This window comes from Pseudoalteromonas sp. CNAT2-18.1 (assembly GCF_022347865.1).
GTDB classification, from domain to species: domain Bacteria; phylum Pseudomonadota; class Gammaproteobacteria; order Enterobacterales; family Alteromonadaceae; genus Pseudoalteromonas; species Pseudoalteromonas ruthenica.
Genome location: NZ_JAKRFR010000004.1, coordinates 276,668 through 296,492 on the forward strand (window position 1 = coordinate 276,668; position 19,825 = coordinate 296,492).

Here is a 19,825-nt window from a genome sequence, read left to right on the forward strand (position 1 = left end):
TAAAGTCTTGTTTTTATTTTCATCGTACCCAGTTCTTAACTATTGTTGTAGCTGGCGCAGGAATTTTAGCGTCACTATTGGCATTGCGCTTTGGGTTGTTTTAGAATCGAGGAAATATTAACAGGTCAGACCTGTCAGCAGGAGAAGCATTTTATGTCTGAGCAAACAAAATTAACAACACGCAACGGGGAGCGCATCGCCATTGTTAGCGGCCTGCGTACGCCTTTTGCAAAACAAGCTACCGCCTTTCATCACGTCCCAGCACTCGATTTAGGTAAGCTGGTCGTCAACGAAATGCTTGAGCGCTTGGACTTTGATCGCAAAGAAATTGATCAGTTGGTGTTTGGCCAAGTCGTGCAAATGCCGGAAGCGCCGAATATTGCCCGTGAAATTGTCCTGGGCACTGGCATGCCGGTCAATGTCGATGCTTACTCGGTATCACGGGCTTGTGCGACTAGTTTCCAAGCGATTGCCAATGTTGCTGAATCAATTATGGCGGGTCATACCCAAGTGGGTATTGCTGGCGGTGCTGATTCTTCTTCCGTCTTACCTATTGGTGTAAGCAAGAAGCTGGCAGGTAGCCTTGTGGATTTAACCAAAGCGCGGACCCTATCGCAGCGCTTAAAGATTTTCTCTAAGTTGCGCCCTAAAGATCTTATGCCAGTGCCGCCGGCGGTTGCCGAGTACTCAACCGGGCTTTCTATGGGGCAAACGGCAGAGCAAATGGCGAAAAGCCACAGTATTAGCCGCGCTGATCAAGATGCCTTAGCACATCGCTCGCATACGTTAGCCAGCCAAGCTTGGGCTGAGGGCAAATTGGCGCAGGAAGTCATGACTGCGCATGTACCACCTTATAAGTCATTTATTGAACAAGACAATAACATTCGTACCAATTCACAGCTTGAAGGCTATGCCAAGCTGAAACCGGTATTCGACCGCAAATATGGTAGCGTCACTGCGGCGAACTCGACGCCACTAACCGATGGTGCGGCTGCGGTGATGCTGATGAATGAAAGCAAAGCCAAAGCGATGGGCTATGAAATCTTGGGTTACATCCGCAGTTATGCCTTCAGTGCCATCGGTGTGCACGAGGATATGCTGATGGGCCCGGCACATTCTACCCCTGTTGCCCTAGACAGAGCCGGGATCACCTTAGGCGATCTAGACCTAATTGAAATGCACGAGGCTTTCGCGGCGCAAACCTTAGCTAATATGAAAATGTTTGCTTCTGATAAGTTTGCCAAAGAGCAGCTTGGCCGTGATAAAGCCATTGGTGAAATTGACATGGACAAATTTAACGTCAACGGGGGCTCGCTAGCATATGGCCACCCCTTCGCCGCTACCGGAGCCCGTTTGATTACACAAAGTATTCATGAGCTTAACCGTCGCGGCGGTGGCTTAGCCCTAACTACGGCGTGTGCTGCCGGTGGTTTAGGTGCGGCCTTTGTATTGGAGAGCGCATAATGACAACAGAATCCGTATTTAGTTTTGAGTTAAACGATGAACGCGTTGGCATCGTCACTATTGACGTGCCAGGCGAGAAAATGAACACCTTGCGCGCCAGCTTTGCTGAGCAGCTGCAAGACATTGTTCGCACCGCCAATGAAAATAACGTCAAAGGCTTGGTATTTATCAGCGCCAAGCCAGATAACTTCATTGCCGGCGCCGATATCAACATGCTTGATAACGCTCATTCACGTGAAGAAGCCTTAGCGCTATCGACCATGTGTCAGGAAGCGTTTTTTGAACTGGAAAAGCTGCCTTATCCCACCGTCGCGGCTATTCATGGTGCCGCCCTAGGCGGGGGCTTAGAGTTTGCTTTGGCATGTGATTATCGGGTGTGCAGCGACAGTGACATTACCAAAATGGGCTTGCCTGAAGTGCAGCTTGGCCTACTCCCAGGTGGCGGCGGCACACAGCGTTTACCTAAATTAGTGGGCTTGCAGAAAGCCTTAGAGTGGATGCTAACCGGCAAGCAAGTGCGTGCTAAGCAGGCGAAAAAAGCTGGCCTCGTTAATGACAGTGTCCCTCACAGTGTCTTACTTGAAGTGGCGTGTAAGTACGCACTTAAAGGCAAAGCGCGTGCAACCAAGCCGCCGTTGGATAAAGTATCGGCGTTGTTGGAGTCTAATCCATTTGGTCGCAATCTGATTTTCAAAAAAGCGGCTGAAAACGTCGTCAAAAAGACCGGTGGTCATTACCCTGCACCGAATAATATTATTAAGGCAGTACGCGCCAGCGTTGAGCTAGATACCCTCAAAGCCTACAAAACCGAAGCCGACGGCTTTGCCGATTTGGTGATGAGTGATGTATCGAAATCGCTGCGCGGTATCTTCTTTGCTACCACGGAAATGAAAAAAGAGTGGCGCGCCGATGATGCTCCGAGCACCGATAAAGTAGCCGTGCTGGGCGGCGGCTTAATGGGCGCCGGTATCACGCATGTCAGTGCCATTAAAGCGGGCGTGCCGGTGCGTGTCAAAGACGTTGCCCATAAAGGCATTAGTGGGGCGATGAATTACAGCTATAAGCTATTAGAGAAAAAACGCAAGCGTCGTATTATCTCCAAAGCGCAGTTGCAAGAGCAGATGAGCCGTATTACCGGCACCACTGATTACAGTGGCTTTGCGCATGTAGATATGGTGATTGAAGCGGTATTTGAAGATCTCAAGCTGAAGCAATCAATGGTTGCCGATATTGAAAGTCATGCCCAAGCACACACTGTTTTCGCTAGTAACACCTCGTCACTGCCCATTGCCCAAATTGCTGAGCAAGCGCAGCGCCCAGAGAATGTTATTGGCTTGCATTACTTCTCGCCGGTAGAAAAAATGCCGCTGGTGGAAATTATCCCCCATGCAGGCACCAGCGAGCAGACCATCGCCCGTACGGTGAGCTTTGCCCGTAAACAAGGCAAAACACCCATAGTGGTGAAGGATAAAGCCGGCTTCTTTGTAAACCGTATCTTGGCGCCTTATGTAAACGAAGCAGCCAACCTATTGTTAGCCGGTGAGCCAATCGAGAAAATCGACAAAGCCTTGGTTGAATTTGGCTTCCCAGTGGGGCCATTAGCCTTACTTGATGAAGTGGGCATCGATATTGGTTCTAAGATAGCGCCTATCTTGGAAAAAGAATTGGGCGAGCGTTTTAAAGCCCCTGATGCGTTTAGCCGCTTAATCGATAACAAGCGACTGGGACGTAAATCAGGCCGTGGTTTCTACGATTACTCGAAAAAGGACAAAAAGCCTGACGAGTCAGTGTACGAACTTCTTGGCGTGACTCCGGCTCCGAAGCTGAACAAAGAGCAAATAGCTGAGCGTTGTGTTATGCAAATGCTTAACGAAGCGGCGCGTTGTTTGGATGAGGGCATTGTTGCGAGCGCCCGTGATGGCGATATTGGTGCCATCTTCGGTATTGGCTTCCCACCTTTCCATGGCGGACCTTTCAGCTACATGGATAAGTTAGGGCTGAGCAATGTGTGCTCAACGCTATCGAGCTACGCCCAGCAAAACGAGGTGTTCACGCCAGCCCCCGCTTTGGTGGCAATGGCTGAAAAAGGGCAGCGTTTTTATGACCAAGACACGGCGCCACAGGACACAGTTGAGCAGGATACTGCAGAGCAGGGTACCGATGACCCCTCGACGCAACCATCTTGATGGCTCTGCCAATCGCCTAACACTTAGCGCTGGTTTTTAACCGGCGCTTTTTTATGCCACAGGCTTAGGCCGCGACGTGCTCAAAGGCGCTAAAAAGGCACTATAGTTGCTGCTTAGGGCGATGAACTTACGACTTTGGTGTGGTTAATAACTGAGCGTAAAAATGCTAAACTGCGCGCCTACATTCAGTGGGGGTTGTATGTTGTTGTTAGTGAGTGTGTGTTTTGCTTTGTTGTTGTTTTTTGTGGCGTCGTTTAAAGGCATGCCAGCAAAACGCTGGGCGCTGGCGGGTGGCTTAATTGGCCCGGTCGCGTTAGCGCTGTTTAACGTGCATTATCGTCGTGCATTAATGCGCAGCGTTGCCCACTGCGGTATCATCTGGCGACCTTAGTGTTAGTACCTTTTCCAATGTTTAAAGTGAAAGATGTATTTAGAAAGTTCATGAAGTAAAAATAAAGTAGATAGATAAGTTGTTATCAAGCAATAGCACAAACGACGAAGTAGCATCTCGCGGTAGATTAATAAGCAATGAATAAGTGTGCTTTAGCCTTAGCCGAAGACAAAGAGTTAACCCTCTGACTTCGGTAGAACTTCAAATTGGATTAATTCCGAACTAGTGATGAGCCATTTATCTGAGATAGTATAGCTTCGTCTTTTATCTTGTCATCCGAAGCGAGCAATAAGGCTTTGGATAAAATAACTAAAAGCTTCTTATCCTCTTCAAAAGGGAGGTGTGCTTTGGTTTTAGTGATTTTGGGTAAGATGCACAAGTATTGGTTGTGGGGCTGGATTAATATATTTGATGAACCTAAGTGAACTTTATATTTAGCCAACCTACCTTGAACATATAGAAAGTTTCCCTCTAGCGTAAATACCTTGTTATTGGGGAATGTAGCAATAATATTTGCCAATACTTGCTTGCGTGTTTTTGCAACCGGACTCAACTCTCCAAAGCCTTGCTGGAACCAGTAACTTGCTTCGTCATTTTCCCTTTCAGGGTCATTGGAAATGTTTGCAGCACTCACAAATAGATCAATATCACGCATTACTTCAGAAAAAATGATCTTATCAACATCTTCTAAAGCTATCAGTTCATCACTATCTTGGTGGCGAAAGAAAACTTTACCGGTGCTCACACAGCTGTGAATTCCAGTATCTGTGTCACCATACTGGCGAAGGCCCTGCGTATCAAAAATAACGGTTAAGTATAGGCGGTCAATATATTTTGTAGCTTCTGTTTCACTGCCTCCGTCCCAACCACCGCCCCGCGTTTGGTTCCAGCGACGTTGAGTGGCAACTGCATGAAACTTCTGTTGGTTTAGAACGTGATTTTCAAACCGCGTACTATGTGTGCGAGAACGCTTTTCGGCTTCTGTCAGAATATATATTTCGCGATGTGCTTGCTTGAACGGTTGCGTTATTTTGTGATGCGCCAAGAGCGTTTGCCATGCAATAATCTCATCCTTGTTAGCCTCACTTGGGTGCCATAAACTGATAACCGATTGGCTATCTAATTCAACCTTTTTTCCGTGACAATCAATATACTGGCTATCGACGAAAAGCACATCACAGCTTTGACCGTCATTTCCGGTCAAGCGCCAAATAAGGCGGCGAGCTATAAATCCAATGAGTTTGTCATCAATGTATCGTGCTTGCCAATCGCTAAAGGAGATACTCTGTGAGCTAATGTAAAAGCTTTCAATACGTTGCGTATGAGCAGTTGTGGCGTTTTGTATTTCTTTAACAAGCCCTTTTAATGCTTTTATTTCTTCTTTAAATTTCGTTTTCAAATTGGTAGGCACAGATTTTTGGGTTTTTTCACTGGTTTGCCAAGTCAATTCACACTTACCTACGTGTGTACAAGAAATAGCCGCAATACTGTCCCCCAGCTTCTTTTGATATTTGCCGATATCATACAAACCGAAATCAGAAATATAAGATTGAGCTAATGCTTCAGGTGTGGTGCCTTTATTTTGTGCGATATTATTGACTATCCGTTGAACATTTTTTAAGGCTGGGTTGTATTTAGTCGTTGAATAGATAATTAAAATATCACTTATTCCTTGTTCATTAGGTAACAGGGTCAATGCTGTCATAGCTGCGTTGGCTAATTTAGCATTTCTCATACCAACATCATGAACTTTTTTATACATCGATTGAGCTACTTTGCGAAGTTGACTCGAAATAGAAATATCTGAAGAAAAGCTAGATGACCATAGTAGCCCTTTTAAAGCCAGTACATTTGATTGACTAAAGGCATAGATAAGCTCATCGGACCGACTAGTCATAACACTATCAAAGCCCATGTATTCCGCAAATTTAGAATTTACAGCAAGCGCTAAATTATTGTTTCGAGGTTTTTCTATCAAAGGTAATAAAGATGAGATCATCGAAGAAAATTCGTCTGCGCCAATATCGTCGATCATTTCCTTAGCTTGTTTAAGCCACAATTTTGAAGGGGTTGCGCTTTTGTTTTTAACACAATGTGCAATTAATGCGTGCCATCTTGAGGTTTCACGATCATTTAGAATACTCAGTTTTGCAATGAAGCCGTCGCTCCAGCTTTCCCCACCATCAATTAGCTTTAAAATATCATACATTTTAGGACATAGAGGGGCATCGATACTCAGCTCGAAGGCTGTTTTAGCGCCGTGGAAACGTGCTTTTTCAATATGCTCATCATCAAAATCATCATTAAGCTGAATATAGTCGAGTAAAGAATAGCCAAATTTATTAACGTAGTTAATGTCTGCACCCAGTTCAATTATTTTTTTGAACAGTGCATAGTTGCGATGAAGTGCCCGTGGTAGTGGTAAGTCATCGTTGTTTTTTATTAGTGAAGGATCGTTTTCCACTAAATAGGTAAGTAACTTTTCATTGCCATCACCTTCTTCTATTGAATAAAGTAAAGATAGTGATTTGTACTTACTATTTTCCAGAATTTCTTTTGGTAAGAATGTGGGTAATAGATCCTCTGGAATGTCATATCTTACACTAAGGCATGCGATATAATGGGAGTTTATAATTAAAGGTATCTCAGTCAATAAAAACTGTAAAGTTTTGAATAGCCCGGAACTTATTGCTGATACTAATATTGAGTCTGTAGCAAGCCCTCTATTTTTCCATTTTTCTAGGCTGATTAAACCTTTTTTGAATAAACTGGCTACCGCTTCGTCATCTTCTTGATGGGCACATTCTACGAGTTGTTTTGCTATATCGTGACCGCTGATTGCAGACAATTCATCAAAGTTTAGGCCCAACTCTTGAAGCCACTGTACAGTGTCGAATTGGCTGGATTCTACAAGTTTTGAAAAACCACCGAAAATAAAGCTTTCCGCGTTTTCTGGGAGTTGTAATTGCTCTAACAGACCACTTTCAAACAACTTTTCTAATAGATCTTTTAACTTAAGCTCGTTGTTCTTTACCCAATTACCCCATGAGCCTAAAACGGTATTCAATAGCTCATGTTGATAACTTATAAAACAATTACTATCGATCAAACACATTACCAGATTTGGTCTACCTCTTTTCAATAAGGTTTGCAGGAGAGTTTCTTCTTCAAAAAGACGAATGTCCTCTCTAAGGTCGATATTTAAATCTGAAAACTTATTTATAATTTCCTCGTCAGGGTGGTCATCCAGTAGGCTTATTATTTCTTTTTTGTTTTTATTATCAATTAATTTCATACTTCTTCCTTGCTATGAATGGTTTGTAATTTTATTTTTTATATTTTGACTTTTATTATGTTTAATATTTATTGAAGGCTTAATTATAAATGCTTTTATCTTACTAATTATTTTTGATAGGTGCTCGGGTTAACTTTGTCACGAATTATTATTAGAATTCGGGGCTAGCGTAGACATACAATTTGGCGCCATGGAACCAGGAATTAATTATTCTAATATGGTGCCCTTTGACGATGAAGGTGAGTTCTTTTTTCATTTCTAAAGTCCTTTTAACAGCGGCCTAAAATATTCTTGCTAAGCCTTCATTGATTCCGCGTCACACTGTGGTTATTGCACCAATGACAAGTGATGCTGATCTTGCGTTTTACTGCGTTCGCGCAATAAAAATGCTTCGAATTGCTCAGCTGAAAGCGGTTTGGCGTAGTAGTAGCCCTGCATTGTTTCGCAGCCCAACTGCTTTAATTGTTGCAGTTGCTTGGCTTCTTCAACGCCCTCAGCAACCACATGTAGACCTAAGTTTTGCGCTATGGTAATAATCGAGTCGACCATGTTTTTACCTCGTTCATTAACCATATCAACAATAAAGGCGCGGTCAATTTTCAACGTGTGCAATGGGAAGCGTTTTAAATAGGCCAGCGATGAATAACCGGTACCGAAGTCGTCCATAGCGAGGTGAATCCCTTTCCCTACTAGGGCGTGCATAATCGCGATTGCTTGTTCTGGGCTGTCCATTACGGTGCCCTCGGTTATTTCCAGTTCAAGAGCACTGGCGGGAAGGTGGTATTGCTGTAGTAGGGCGTCGATACGATCGGTTAAATCAGGCAGAGCAAACTGTTTCGCCGATAAGTTTACAGCAACTCGCCCGGAAAATAGCTCGGCATCGCGCCAGCGCTTTACATCGCGACAGGCTTTTTTTAATACCACTTCACCAATCTCGATAATTTGTCCGGTTTCTTCGGCAATGGGAATAAACTGCCCAGGACTGATCAACCCTTTTTTCGGGGTTATAAAGCGCACCAGCGCCTCCATTCCGGCTAATTGGCCAGTGGCTATATCCATCTTCGGTTGGTAAAAAACCTCGAAATGATCCCGCTTAAGACCAAAACGCATTAAGTTCTCAATTTGCAGTCGTTTAACCGCTTGGTGGTTCATCGCATCATTAAAGAATAAGTAACGGTTCCCTTGCTGCTTAGCATGGTACATTGCGGTATCGGCGTTCTTTAATAGAATTTGTGGCGATACGCCATCCTCCGGGCTCAATACTATGCCAATAGAGGCGGTGATGGCGAGTTCATGGTTCATCATCCGAAATGGTGTTGCAATGGTTTGCAAAAAGTCGTTACTAATCGCGGTAATAGTATGAATGTCGTTGGTGCCGCGCATCACCAATGCAAACTCATCGCCGCCGAGGCGATAAAAAGTGTCTTGCGGGCGCTTACGCTCACTTAAACGCTGGGCTAATTTGATAAGCAGCTTATCGCCTAATTGATGGCCCAACGAATCATTAATCTTTTTAAAGTTATCCAAGTCCATCACCATCATGGCGTGATGGCTGTCTTGTTTCATTAAGGTATCGAGGTCGACAAAAAATTGGTTACGATTGGCAAGCCCAGTCAGGCTGTCTTGATTAGATAAATCATTGAGGGCTTGTTCAGTCTTTTTGCGCTCGCTTAAATCGGAGTAGACCATAATATAGTAGTCTACCTCGCCCTGTTGGTTGAGCACTGGGTCCACGCTCAGTTCCATGGCTAATCTTTTTCCATGCTGGCTGCGCACTGACACTTCACACTGAATATGGCTGTGCTTTAGCACTTGGCGCTTCAGTGTACTTATTTGCTTGGTATTCAAACCCGGAAGAGTAAAAGCCAAGCCTTGGTGCTTTTTCTGAGATAAGGAGAACAATTCGGTGAATGCAGGATTGGTATCAACTAGTTTGAATTCATGGTCATATATGGCCATCGCATCACTGAGATTCTCAACGCATTTAGCAAATAGGTCTAAGCGCTGCTCAGTGGTTTTGATATCGTCGATATCTTTCATTGTGCCACTCATACGCAGCGGTTGTAGTTGGGCGTCTTTTTCTACCACCTTTCCTCTATCTAGCATCCATCGCCACTGCCCCTGTTGGTCAAGCAATCGGTAGTTAGCTTCAAAAAACGCTGTTTTTTGTGCAAGGTGGGCGCGCAAGGCACTTTGAACGCGAGGTAAATCCTGTGGGTGTATTAGCGCTTGGTTCGGGGGAATGCAAAAACTTTGTGTGGTTGCACTGTGATTGGCATGTTCATCATTAACGCGTTTGACCTCACCGGTTTTTATATACCAATCCCAGAGGATGTCACCGCTGCCTTCTAAGGTCAGTTTTAGGTGTTGTTCTGAGCGTGCTAATTTCTTACGTGAGCGGCGCAACGAAATAACACTGAATGTCATAACGCATAACAGGGCAAGAAGTAATGATAAAACAACCGTGTGTAAAGGGGAGTCGAACAGCATGTGCGCTTGCTCATGAGCAAACGAGCACCCACTGACAAGCAACAATCCGCTTATTATTAAGCCTTTTCTACAACCTGACCTAAACACACACTGTCATTCTAATTACTACAATCATGCTAGGTTAATTCAAGCCGTTGATTGAGTAAAGCATTATGCGTGTTCCAAGGCTTGTTGCGACTGTTTAACCCCGTCACTGAGCCATTCCATGCGAGCCCGCGAAGGAGAAAAAAGCTGCTGCATATAGTGTTGTACGTCTTCCAAGGAGATAGCATCAAGTGTCGTTAATAAGTTACTTTGCAGGCTAAAATCGACGCCCGGGTTACTAATTGCTAACCAGAGGCGTTGTGAACGCAAGCGCAGGTTTTTGTCCTTTTCGGCAATTTGCCGGTAGAGGCTGTGCTTGGCTTGTTGCCAGTGCGGCTCATCAATTTCAGCAAAGTCCTGAACATACTGCTTAATAAAGGCGCGGTGATGAGAAAGTAACGTGTGCGCATCGACATTGGGTGATTGCACGTAAAATGCCAGTCCAGCGCGAGAATTAAACGGTGCATAGCCTGCACCGACCAAATAACCTAATTGCTGCTGTGTACGCAGTTGATGAAAATAGGGCTGATTAATCAGGTGGTTAACAACCATCATCAATACTTTTTCTTTTATATCTGCGGTCTCTGCTTGGTAGTAAATGACCATGGCATTGTCACTGCACTGCAGTTTTAGGTGATGAGTGTCGACTTGCGTAATTTCATTCAGTGGGCGGCTAATGCTGTCGATACTCGTGCGGGTACGTAAATGAGATTGCACCAAACGTAAGAAATCGTAGGCATCGGCTGGGCGCCAATTACCATGTAAAAACGCCTCTACATGCACGGATTCGAAAAACGCTTGGCGGAACTGTTTAAATTGCATGTAGCTGGTGCTTTTAAGTGCCTGAGCAAGCTCCGTCGGGGTGGGATTCCAAGGCATAATCTGCGCGCCGATACGGCTGAAAATCTCACTGACAGGCTTGTTTTGATTACTGCTTTGCCAGTGGCGCACTAGCTGTTTTTTGTACTCAGCAAAGCGCTTCGTGCAAATATCCGCATGAAACAGGGCTTGCAATAGACCCTGCACCAGTTCTAGTTGGCTTGATGACAAGCCGGCGGTGTGTAAAGTCAGCCCACCTTGATGCGATGAAATATGGTAATTCAGTCCAGCCAACTCAGCAGGGTAGAATTGCTCTGCCACACAATCAATAAACAGATCGGCAAATAAACGAGTCAGCGCCATGTGCTGCACGTCTTTGACCGCCAGCTCTGAGTCCAAAGCGAGATAAAAGTGACCCTTAGCAACTCGATAGGTCGCATCTTGCTTAAACCAGAAATTAAGTCCTGGATGAGTGGCGAGCCTTTGTGGTTTATTGCCTGGCGCCACTAATTCATGAAGCACGCAAGGACGCTGTAGGTAGGGGTTTGTGCTTGGCAGAGACATGGTATTGAGTGGCGTATCAATACTCTCCAGCGCGGTTAACCAATCTTTATCGAGTGCGTTGATGCGGTACGGCGTGTTATACCACTTTGTATAGCGACTTGGCTCGACGCCGGGGTGGATTAGCACCAGACGCATATTATGGGGAGTCAGCCATTGCAGTACCTCAGCAAATAGCTGACTATCAAAGCCAGTCATCAGGTAGTCACCGTACAAGTAATGCTCACTGGGGTAGTGGTGCATATTCACGCTGATACCGCTGACCCAATCGAGTAAGCGAACTCGCTCTTGGTTATCAAAGGCAATTTGCAACAACGTTTGCTTGTCACGATACAGCGGCGACAGCTTATCGTCGTGACATTTTATCAGCGCAATATAGGCGAACACCGTTTCAACGATGTCTTGGTAATACTCAATGCCCTCATCGGTGAGTGCGAGGCTGATATTAAAATCTTTAAAGTTACTGCCATTAATGCCACCTCCTGCGGATAACGCATTGATCCATCCTTGATTTTTTAGCAGTGAGTGCAAGGAACCCGGGCCTTCGTAGCCTAATAAGTGAGCCAAAAAGCTCACCGTTTTGTGTTTATAAAAGGCATCAATGCTGGGCATAGCAAAACTAATTATGAGCTTTTGTAAGTGCTTGTGCGGCTCAATATGCAGCTCAACCCCCAAGTCCTGCTCTCGGTATAATGGCTCGGTGATCGCAGGTTTAGGTTGCTGGGTGCCAGAGATGGGGGTGAAAAGCTCCAGAGCCCATTGCTTGAGCTCAGACAAAGAGTGAGGGCCGCTCAATACCAATGTCATCCACTGGGCTTGATAATGTTGCTTAAAGAAAGCCAGCAAATCATCGCGAATAGCGTTTTGCTCATCACTTAATGTGTTGCTGTTGCCCACAGAGAACTTGGCAAAAGGGTGTTTTGGGTTCACCGTTTCTTTGTGCGCCTGGTATATGCGCCGGCCATCGTCCTTTATTTTAAGTTTAAACTCGGCGTCAATGGCGTTACGTTCTTTATCGACCTCTTCGGCGTTAAATAACGGTGCATAAAAAAGCTGGCTGAAGCGTGTTAACGCTTGGTAGTAATGCTCGTTGGCGACATCAAAGTAGTAGCAACTGTGTTCGGTGCCAGTCCAAGCGTTACTGCTACCACCATGATGACTGATAAAATCGTGGAATTCTCCGGAGGCAGGGAAATCTTTGGTACCGAGAAATAACATGTGCTCTGTGAAATGCGCTAACCCTTGTCGGTGCCAAGGATCATCAAAGTGCCCGGTATTCACTGTCAGTGCCGCAGCGGCTTTTTGGCTGTCTTGATCCTCAACCAACAACACCCTAAGACCATTGGGCAGTGTCAGCGGTTGGTAGAGTCTGTTATCATTGCGGCTGATATTCAAACAATGCTCCTGAAACTAGAGAAGTTGCAAGACGTTCAGGGCCAGCTGTTACGGCTTGGTGCCTACCCGAATATCGATGGTTAAGCTAGACTATAGCGAACATGCAACCAAGATGGCTAGCTTTTAGGTTAAAACTTTTTTGCTAATTAGTTGATTTCTTTGCAATGAAAACCATTTTAATCATGCGCCATGGGGAAGCTCAAGCGCTACAAGCGCAGGACCACTTGCGCGAACTGACTCAAAGAGGTCGGCAACAGGCTGATCATGTAGGCCAATGGTTAGCACAAAGGTTTAATCCACAAGGCTTGTTAGTGAGCCCTTATGTGCGCGCTCAGCAGACTGCCGAGTGTGTCAAAGAACATTGCCGAGGTTTCACCTTGGAGCAAACGTGCGATGACATTATCCCCAGCGCTAATGCGAAAACCGCCGTTGACTACTTACAAGCACTCACCGAAGTTCATACTGAAATAGACACTTGGTTGGTGGTGGCACACATGCCAATCGTCAGTTACATGGTCGCGGAGTTCTGCCCTGAGCAAATGCCCATTTTCGCAACCTGTGGGGTGGCTCATATTGACTATGATCCGGGCACCATGAGAGCGCGCTGGCAGGCGTTATATAGCCCTAACTAGAGGCTAACCGCCGGCAATTTTAACTTTGAAGCCCTGAGCTTCAAGCAAACCTTTAAGCTTGTTGCGATCGTCGCCCTGAATCTCAATCACTCCCTCTTTAACGGCGCCGCCTTGGCCCATTTTTGACTTCAGGGTTTTTGCCAGCTTTTTCATATCATGCTCGTTTGGATCAATGCCCACAACGAGCATGACTCCTTTACCTTTGCGTCCTTTGGTTTGACGCTCAATACGCAGTGCACCGTCTTTAAAAAGCTTAACATCCGGCTGTTCACTTTGTTTTTCAGGTCGAATGCGGCCAGAGTCGGTAGAGTAAACCAAGTTATTATCGCTCATGGGTTGCTCCAATTAATAAACATAAAGTGTCATCCTAACATATTTTGGTGTTGTCATTGCGAAATGGCTGGCAAGGTTTATATTTTAAACAGGTAGATTATCAGTGGCTTAGGAGCGGGTATGAGTTTACAACAGCATTATGTTGAGGAAAAACAAAAACTAGTGATAGTGATAAAGGAAAAGTTTGACTTTAATCTTGTGCAAGATTTTCGTACAGCTTATGCAGATGTTCATGCCGACACTAAGCACGTGGAAGTTGACTTGCGAGAAACCAGTTACATGGATAGCTCAGCGTTGGGTATGTTGCTCAATATGCATAAAGCTCTGAAGGGGCAGGTAGAGGGTATTACCATCAGCCATGCAAACCCGCAGTTAAAAAAGATTCTCCAAATTTCGCGTTTCGATAAGAAATTTACCATTGACTGAAAAGTACATTTCCTTTCCTTCACATGGGCTTAGCGAAGACTTGCCCTTAGTGCTCATTGTTGATGATGAGTCCATGAACCGGCGTATTCTGCGAGCGATGCTGGAGCGTGACAACTATCGCGTCATTGAAGCTGAAAATGGCATTCAGGCGCTAGCGCAATGTCAGGCTCACGATGTTGATGTGGTACTGCTGGATATTCTTATGCCCGAAATGGATGGCTATGAAACGGCAGCGGAGCTTAAACGCACCAATACACGAGTTTATACCCCCATTATTTTTATTACCGCTTTGGAAGATAACCCTTCATTGGCAAGATGTTTGGACGTAGGCGGTGACGACTTTATGCCCAAACCGTTCGATTTACAGATACTGCGAGCCAAGTTACATGCACACCTGCGTATTCGCCATTTAGTCAGCGAGTCAAATAAGCAAACGGACGCGTTGACCTATTATCAAAATCAAACCGAACGCGAACACGAACTAGTCGAGCATATTTTCAATAATGCCCTGCAACATAAGGATAAACCCAAGGGGGTCGACTCACACTTGTCGCCCGCTTCTATGTTTAATGGCGACGTGTTTCTCAATGCCTTGGGGCCAAATGGCTCGCAATATTATCTATTAGGCGATTTTACTGGGCATGGGTTAGCCGCTGCCACCGGGGCGCTGCCAGTGGCGCGTATTTTCTACACTATGGTGGAAAAAAACTTGGCCGTAGGAGATATAGCCAGAGAGTTAAATGCCGCTTTATACGATTTGTTGCCAGCGCATATGTTTTGCGCTGCAACTATTTTCGAAATTAGTGCCAATGCACAAAGTGCGACGTTTTGGATGGGCGGCTTGCCTGATGGTTACCTTATTGACCACTCGGGCTACATGCTTAGTCAGCTCGAATCAAAACACATGGCATTGGGTATTTTGGATGATGAGGAGTTTGAGCGTGATGTGCGCCATGTCACGCTTAATGAATATAGTCGTATTGTGGTTTACACCGATGGCATCATTGAGGCCGAAAATGCACAACAGCACCAATTTGGCTACAGCGGTTTGCTACGCACCTTGGCGTCGCAAGCGATGATCCGTACTGACAACATCATTGCCGCTGTGCATTATTTTACCGGTAATGAAGATCAACAAGACGATTACAGCGTGGTGATTATCGACCCACAACCTCAAGCGCCATTACAACCCATTAATCACACCATAAGTCCGCTCCCTATTGAGCTTGAGGTGGTGTTAAGTGCCGAGGAGTTAAAAACGGTGGACCCAGTGGCGCAATTGATGGACCTAGTTGGTCACTTGCCAGGGCTGAACACCCACAAATCGACACTGTTTATATTGTTATCAGAGGCTTATAACAACGCTCTAGAGCACGGTATTTTGGGGTTAGACTCTGCTTTAAAGGCCGATGACGACGGCTTCTTACAATACTACAGTGAGCGTGAGCAACGCCTAAGCGAACTCACCGAAGGTGAGATATGCCTGCGTGTTTGTTATCAGCCACAGCAACGAACATTGCTTTTAAGCGTTAAAGACTCGGGAGCTGGTTTTTCCCTCGAGCCAGCAGCAGGTAGCCAACTCCAACACAGCTATGGTCGTGGTATTGAGCTACTTAAAGAGCTGGCGGAAGATGTGGAATACAACCAAGCGGGAAATGAAATACGCATTCGCTACCATATCGACTAACCCTCTCATATTGCCTCCGAACCCTATTTTTGCCCTTAAATGACTGGCTTAGTGTCGAAGTGACGGTTTTGTATTGCACGGTAATAAAAAGGTGTGCTAGCATCCGGCTAAATGTTTAGATGTTTGGATGGCTAAATGCTTTTAAGCTACTTAGAAAATGCACAACTTAGCGCTGAGCCCAAGTTAGTGGCGAATAAACAACAGGCGCTACAGCAATACCTTAACAATGCGAGTGCCGATGTTCGTTGGCAATATCAAATTCCCGAGTTGGGCGAGGGTGGGGCGTGTAGTTTATTTGGTCATCTGCAAGAGCAGCCCTTCAATTTACGCGAACATTTGCCCTCAAGCAGTGAAGCAAAGTTGAGAAAGCTTCAAGCGATTGTCGATTTTGTTGTTCAAGAAAGTGGCGTAGACTGGTTTGGTATTTATCAAAGTCAACATATTGAAGGTCAGCCACAGCTACTTAAGCTCGCTTATTACGGCGCACCTAGTCGTCCTCTTTTTCCTATTAACCCTGACTTTGCAACAACCAGCAATAATGTGCAGGTTGCACTCAGCGGGGTTGCTCGGGTGATAAATGATGTGGAAGACTATGTTGCCAACGGTGGCGAATACTATACATGTGACCCCAAAGTGAAAGCAGAAAGCTGCTTGCCGCTTTATGACGAGACAGGTAAAGTAGTGGGCATTATTGATGCTGAAGCATTTACCGACAAGTTTTTTACCCCTGATCAGGTTGCGTTGCTAATAGCTGCGTGTTTAGAGATTAGCAAGCACTTACCAACCAGCCGTCAGGACTAACCTAACCTGAGATAATAAAGAGAGTTCCATGTTCTCACAATTAAAACCTTTACCGACAGATCCAATTCTTGGGCTTATGGCTGCGTTTAAAGCCGACACCAATGACAAAAAAATTGACCTAGGTGTTGGCGTATACAAAGACGAGCAAGGGCAAACCCCTGTATTGAAGGCCGTTAAAAAGGCTGAAGAGTTTCGTCTCGCCAATGAAACCACTAAGTCATACATTGGGCTGGCCGGTAATTTGGAATATTGTCAGAAAATGGAGCAACTGCTACTTGGCGATGCTCACCCGGCTTTGCTAGCGGACCGTGTGCGTACAGCTCAGGCCCCAGGTGGCACGGGTTCGTTACGGGTGGCGGCAGAGTTCATTAAGCGTTGTAATGAGCAAGCCACGGTGTGGGTGACTACGCCAACATGGGCTAACCACATTAGCCTATTTGAAGCGGCTGGCCTGAATGTGAAAGAGTACCCTTACTATGACTATGATAACAAAGGTTTGTTATTTGATGACATGGTGAATACGCTCAGCCAAGTGCCTGCGGGTGATGTGGTGCTGTTACATGCATGTTGTCACAACCCAAGCGGCATGGACTTGAATTTTGCGCAGTGGCAAAAAGTAGCTGAAATCGCTAAAGTTCAAGGCTTTACAGTACTGGTTGATATCGCCTATCAAGGTTTTGGTACGAGTTTGGATGAGGATGCTGCGGGTTTGCGCCATTTGGCCTCGCAGGTAGATGAGCTAATCATTTGTTCGTCATGTTCGAAAAATTTCGGCTTATACCGTGAGCGTATTGGTGCCTGTTCGGTGATCTCAAAAGATCAAGCCACCGCTGATATTGCTAATTCAGTGATGCTCAGTGTGGTACGCAGTATTTACTCGATGCCGCCGGCACACGGTGCGGATATTGTTAATACTATTCTTAGTAGCGATGAGCTAACTGCGATGTGGCACCAAGAGCTTGATGATATGCGCTCTCGTATCAATGGTTTGCGTTCATTGCTTAAAGATAAGTTAAACGACAAATGCGAAGGCATGGACTTCTCATTTATTGAACGCCAGCACGGTATGTTCTCTTTCCTAGGGATTAACAAAGAACAGATCGAACGCCTACAAAAAGAGTACTCAATCTACATTGTCGGTTCTAGCCGTGTAAATGTGGCAGGGGTAAGCAAAGATAATATCGATTACTTTGCCGATGCCGTTGCAGCGGTTACTAAGTAACGCGAATGATAAAAAAAGCCAGCAATGCTGGCTTTTTTTATGTCTAAGAAATAGCTTTACGCCTCTTTGGCTTTGAGCTCAGTAACATTTTCCTTATCACTTGGCTCTTTGCTGGCTTTTTTTGTGGCCTTTGCTGCAGGCTTGGTACCTTTAAGTACGTGCATAAAGTCGTCTTTTTGTTTTGCTATTTCCAACGACAGGCTTTCTACTTGTTGCTCACTTAAGGGAACATCAACGCCGCCTAATAACTCTTCTAAGCTTTCGGCAATATCGAGCATCTTATCATAGGCATCGGCTTCTTTTTTGCTAGTAAAGGTCATGCGCTCGACTCCGTCTCGTTCTACAACGTATTTAGTTACAACAGCCATGGCTTCTCCTCAAGGGTACTGTTTTTTTATACAGTAAGGGTAGTGGTTGGCGATTCGCCCGTCAAGGGTTTTAATTATTCCTTTTAAAGGGTTAAGCATTTTTACCACAAAAAAGCACGATTTTATCGTTAGTTTTATTTGACACATCTCAGTAATTATTCTTTATTTACTGTTGAAGTAACAAGGACTTTTACTTTAACTTCTAAGGAGAGAAGCATGAAGCTACTAACCGCACTCTACACCACCTGTGCGCTTGTACTTACCCCAGCGGTGGTCGCTGCTGAGGCACCTCAACAAGCGAGTGAGCAGGTAACCCCAGCCAAACTTGATATTAACCAAGCATCCGAAGAACAGCTACAATCGCTGCCGGGCATTGGCCCCACTAAAGCAGCCGCCATCATCGAATATCGTCAGGTGCAAGGCAATTTCCGTAGTGTTGATGAGCTAGATGCTGTGCCAGGTATTGGTGCAAGTACGTTGGCGCAAATTCGGGAATTGGTGAAGGTAAGATAGTGGCAAAGTATTGCTGATAAACCAAAGGGCAACGTTTAGTTGCCCTTTTTATGTGCGGCGATGGCTTCATCAAGGTGAAACAGCGCGAATGCATGGCGCACTGGGAGCACAATAATAGGATAGGCGATGCCGGCTAAGAGCAGCCATGGCAACATGTGCCAGCCTTCAAAGCGCACCAGCAGCAGAAATAGTGGGGTGATCAGCAGCAGTTTAATAATATTGAGCATGACTCGGCGCTGCGCTGATAGCCTGTTTAATGAATCCGCCACTATAGCGAGTCGCTCATTGTGACTGAGCGACTTGAGTTTCGGAATTTGACTGGGAAGAAAGTAAATCATGAAGCCTTAGGTTTATAAAAAAAGCTGCTTAAGGTAATGATAATTGCAACGACTGCCATCACCGCAAAGATCACTTGCATCCACCCAGGCATTGATAACCCCATAAATTGCCAATCAATGTTGCCACAATCACCGGTAGCAGCAAAAAAGCTCGGCAGCCACTCGTGTAAAGGCATAAAGCTTGGGAAGTTAGGTTCAAATTCGCATACGAAGGCAAACGGATCTGTGGTGGTTTGCATCATGATATGTTCTTTGGCGAGCAAGAACCCCCATATACTGGCAACCAGCCAACTCGCCAGCGCCACTAGGCGTAAATACATATTTTGTGGATTAATACAGCCTAGTAAGGCCGCAAATAGTACACCCAAGACTGCTGTACGCTGATAAATGCACATAATGCATGGCGCTAAGTCCATGGCATATTGGAAATACAAAGCCGTTGCTTCGAATACGGTGGCAATCACCGCTAACAGTACCCAAGGCGCACGTTGGTGCGATAGCTTACCTAACCAGCTCATAGTTAACTCACGTCGTTGTTGATGGGCTGATTATGCCACGCCTTCGGCGCTATGCAAGCGTCTTTGCGGGCGTAAAGGTAAGCTCATTGGCGTGCCTAAGCACTTAATTTAGCGCCATTTGTGTACAAGCTAGCGTTGTTAAGTGAACAAAAAAGCTAATGAATCATTTAAAGCGGTAGGCTGGCTTCCGTTTTTGCTTATGAATCAGTGAAAATGAACAAAAAAATTATTTATTGAATTGATCGAAGAGCTATACACAGTGCGGAGCTAATGCCGATATTGAACGAATCAAAGTCTCGGCT

General features: G+C 45.4%; 16 protein-coding genes. 9 read left to right on the top strand and 7 right to left on the bottom strand.

What is annotated here, in order from left to right; genetic code table 11:
• The first annotated feature begins 153 nt into the window (after positions 1 to 153).
• From fadI to MHM94_RS10585, 3 genes are all read left to right on the top strand, one after another.
• A complete protein-coding gene (fadI, locus tag MHM94_RS10575; RefSeq protein ID WP_235419904.1) occupies positions 154 to 1,464 on the top strand; it encodes an acetyl-CoA C-acyltransferase FadI in 1,311 nt (436 codons plus the stop codon).
• The gene (fadJ, locus tag MHM94_RS10580; RefSeq protein WP_235419905.1) at positions 1,464 to 3,650 is read left to right on the top strand and encodes a fatty acid oxidation complex subunit alpha FadJ; all 2,187 of its coding nucleotides are present in this window, start codon (positions 1,464 to 1,466) and stop codon (positions 3,648 to 3,650) included. The genes fadI and fadJ overlap by 1 nt, the downstream gene beginning before the upstream one ends.
• A 199-nt stretch (positions 3,651 to 3,849) precedes the next feature.
• The gene (locus tag MHM94_RS10585) at positions 3,850 to 4,041 is read left to right on the top strand and encodes a hypothetical protein (protein ID WP_022944749.1); all 192 of its coding nucleotides are present in this window, start codon (positions 3,850 to 3,852) and stop codon (positions 4,039 to 4,041) included.
• 211 nt (positions 4,042 to 4,252) lie between these two features.
• On the opposite strand, the gene MHM94_RS10590 is transcribed toward MHM94_RS10585, so the two are convergent.
• The 3 genes from MHM94_RS10590 to MHM94_RS10600 form a co-directional block, all read right to left on the bottom strand.
• Positions 4,253 to 7,336, bottom strand: a complete 3,084-nt coding sequence (locus MHM94_RS10590) for a DUF4132 domain-containing protein (RefSeq protein ID WP_235419906.1) — start codon at positions 7,334 to 7,336, stop codon at positions 4,253 to 4,255.
• 327 nt (positions 7,337 to 7,663) lie between these two features.
• Positions 7,664 to 9,763 carry an EAL domain-containing protein gene (locus MHM94_RS10595; RefSeq protein WP_235419907.1) on the bottom strand — a complete coding sequence of 700 codons (2,100 nt, stop codon included), beginning with the start codon at positions 9,761 to 9,763 and terminating at the stop codon, positions 7,664 to 7,666.
• A 213-nt stretch (positions 9,764 to 9,976) separates the two neighbouring features.
• On the bottom strand, positions 9,977 to 12,685 hold the full coding sequence (locus MHM94_RS10600; RefSeq protein ID WP_235419908.1) for an insulinase family protein: 2,709 nt from the start codon (positions 12,683 to 12,685) through the stop codon (positions 9,977 to 9,979).
• Positions 12,686 to 12,849: 164 nt separating this feature from the next.
• Here MHM94_RS10600 and sixA point away from each other — a divergent pair, with 164 nt between their 5' ends.
• Positions 12,850 to 13,317, top strand: a complete 468-nt coding sequence (sixA, locus tag MHM94_RS10605; RefSeq protein ID WP_235419909.1) for a phosphohistidine phosphatase SixA — start codon at positions 12,850 to 12,852, stop codon at positions 13,315 to 13,317.
• Positions 13,318 to 13,320: 3 nt separating this feature from the next.
• Here sixA and MHM94_RS10610 read toward each other — a convergent pair whose 3' ends face one another.
• The gene (locus tag MHM94_RS10610; protein WP_235419910.1) at positions 13,321 to 13,650 is read right to left on the bottom strand and encodes a stress response translation initiation inhibitor YciH; all 330 of its coding nucleotides are present in this window, start codon (positions 13,648 to 13,650) and stop codon (positions 13,321 to 13,323) included.
• Positions 13,651 to 13,770: 120 nt separating this feature from the next.
• On the opposite strand from MHM94_RS10610, the gene MHM94_RS10615 reads away from it, so the two are divergent.
• The 4 genes from MHM94_RS10615 (at position 13,771) to MHM94_RS10630 (ending at position 17,786) form a co-directional block, all read left to right on the top strand.
• Positions 13,771 to 14,076: an STAS domain-containing protein gene (locus MHM94_RS10615; RefSeq protein WP_022944742.1), complete on the top strand. Its 306-nt coding sequence runs from the start codon at positions 13,771 to 13,773 to the stop codon at positions 14,074 to 14,076.
• Entirely contained in the window at positions 14,069 to 15,763 is a 1,695-nt protein-coding gene (locus MHM94_RS10620) for a fused response regulator/phosphatase (RefSeq protein ID WP_268838331.1), read from the top strand. Before MHM94_RS10615 ends, MHM94_RS10620 begins: the two co-directional genes overlap by 8 nt.
• Positions 15,764 to 15,898: 135 nt before the next feature.
• Complete coding sequence (locus tag MHM94_RS10625) at positions 15,899 to 16,564, top strand: GAF domain-containing protein (RefSeq protein ID WP_235419911.1); 666 nt, start codon at positions 15,899 to 15,901, stop codon at positions 16,562 to 16,564.
• Between the two features lie 28 nt (positions 16,565 to 16,592).
• Positions 16,593 to 17,786 (top strand): amino acid aminotransferase, encoded by a 1,194-nt coding sequence (locus MHM94_RS10630; RefSeq protein WP_022944739.1) that lies wholly within the window; start codon positions 16,593 to 16,595, stop codon positions 17,784 to 17,786.
• 56 nt (positions 17,787 to 17,842) lie between these two features.
• On the opposite strand, the gene MHM94_RS10635 is transcribed toward MHM94_RS10630, so the two are convergent.
• The gene (locus MHM94_RS10635; protein WP_053911165.1) at positions 17,843 to 18,154 is read right to left on the bottom strand and encodes a YebG family protein; all 312 of its coding nucleotides are present in this window, start codon (positions 18,152 to 18,154) and stop codon (positions 17,843 to 17,845) included.
• Positions 18,155 to 18,370: 216 nt separating this feature from the next.
• Here MHM94_RS10635 and MHM94_RS10640 point away from each other — a divergent pair, with 216 nt between their 5' ends.
• Complete coding sequence (locus MHM94_RS10640; RefSeq protein WP_071209407.1) at positions 18,371 to 18,667, top strand: ComEA family DNA-binding protein; 297 nt, start codon at positions 18,371 to 18,373, stop codon at positions 18,665 to 18,667.
• Positions 18,668 to 18,702: 35 nt separating this feature from the next.
• Here MHM94_RS10640 and MHM94_RS10645 read toward each other — a convergent pair whose 3' ends face one another.
• Both MHM94_RS10645 and dsbB read right to left on the bottom strand, forming a co-directional pair.
• Positions 18,703 to 19,005: a DUF6170 family protein gene (locus tag MHM94_RS10645; RefSeq protein WP_022945072.1), complete on the bottom strand. Its 303-nt coding sequence runs from the start codon at positions 19,003 to 19,005 to the stop codon at positions 18,703 to 18,705.
• Positions 19,002 to 19,523, bottom strand: coding sequence for a disulfide bond formation protein DsbB (gene dsbB, locus MHM94_RS10650; RefSeq protein WP_022945073.1), 522 nt, complete (start codon positions 19,521 to 19,523; stop codon positions 19,002 to 19,004). Before dsbB ends, MHM94_RS10645 begins: the two co-directional genes overlap by 4 nt.
• Positions 19,524 to 19,825 lie beyond the last annotated feature (302 nt).

Excerpts from the sequence above, each read along its gene's own strand:
- fadI (WP_235419904.1), top strand. The coding sequence starts at position 154 with ATGTCTGAGCAAACAAAATTAACAACACGCAACGGGGAGCGCATCGCC.
- fadJ (WP_235419905.1), top strand. The coding sequence starts at position 1,464 with ATGACAACAGAATCCGTATTTAGTTTTGAGTTAAACGATGAACGCGTT.
- MHM94_RS10585 (WP_022944749.1), top strand. The coding sequence starts at position 3,850 with ATGTTGTTGTTAGTGAGTGTGTGTTTTGCTTTGTTGTTGTTTTTTGTG.
- MHM94_RS10590 (WP_235419906.1), bottom strand. The coding sequence starts at position 7,336 with ATGAAATTAATTGATAATAAAAACAAAAAAGAAATAATAAGCCTACTG.
- MHM94_RS10595 (WP_235419907.1), bottom strand. The coding sequence starts at position 9,763 with ATGACATTCAGTGTTATTTCGTTGCGCCGCTCACGTAAGAAATTAGCA.
- sixA (WP_235419909.1), top strand. The coding sequence starts at position 12,850 with ATGAAAACCATTTTAATCATGCGCCATGGGGAAGCTCAAGCGCTACAA.
- MHM94_RS10610 (WP_235419910.1), bottom strand. The coding sequence starts at position 13,650 with ATGAGCGATAATAACTTGGTTTACTCTACCGACTCTGGCCGCATTCGA.
- MHM94_RS10615 (WP_022944742.1), top strand. The coding sequence starts at position 13,771 with ATGAGTTTACAACAGCATTATGTTGAGGAAAAACAAAAACTAGTGATA.
- MHM94_RS10625 (WP_235419911.1), top strand. The coding sequence starts at position 15,899 with ATGCTTTTAAGCTACTTAGAAAATGCACAACTTAGCGCTGAGCCCAAG.
- MHM94_RS10630 (WP_022944739.1), top strand. The coding sequence starts at position 16,593 with ATGTTCTCACAATTAAAACCTTTACCGACAGATCCAATTCTTGGGCTT.
- MHM94_RS10635 (WP_053911165.1), bottom strand. The coding sequence starts at position 18,154 with ATGGCTGTTGTAACTAAATACGTTGTAGAACGAGACGGAGTCGAGCGC.
- MHM94_RS10640 (WP_071209407.1), top strand. The coding sequence starts at position 18,371 with ATGAAGCTACTAACCGCACTCTACACCACCTGTGCGCTTGTACTTACC.
- MHM94_RS10645 (WP_022945072.1), bottom strand. The coding sequence starts at position 19,005 with ATGATTTACTTTCTTCCCAGTCAAATTCCGAAACTCAAGTCGCTCAGT.
- dsbB (WP_022945073.1), bottom strand. The coding sequence starts at position 19,523 with ATGAGCTGGTTAGGTAAGCTATCGCACCAACGTGCGCCTTGGGTACTG.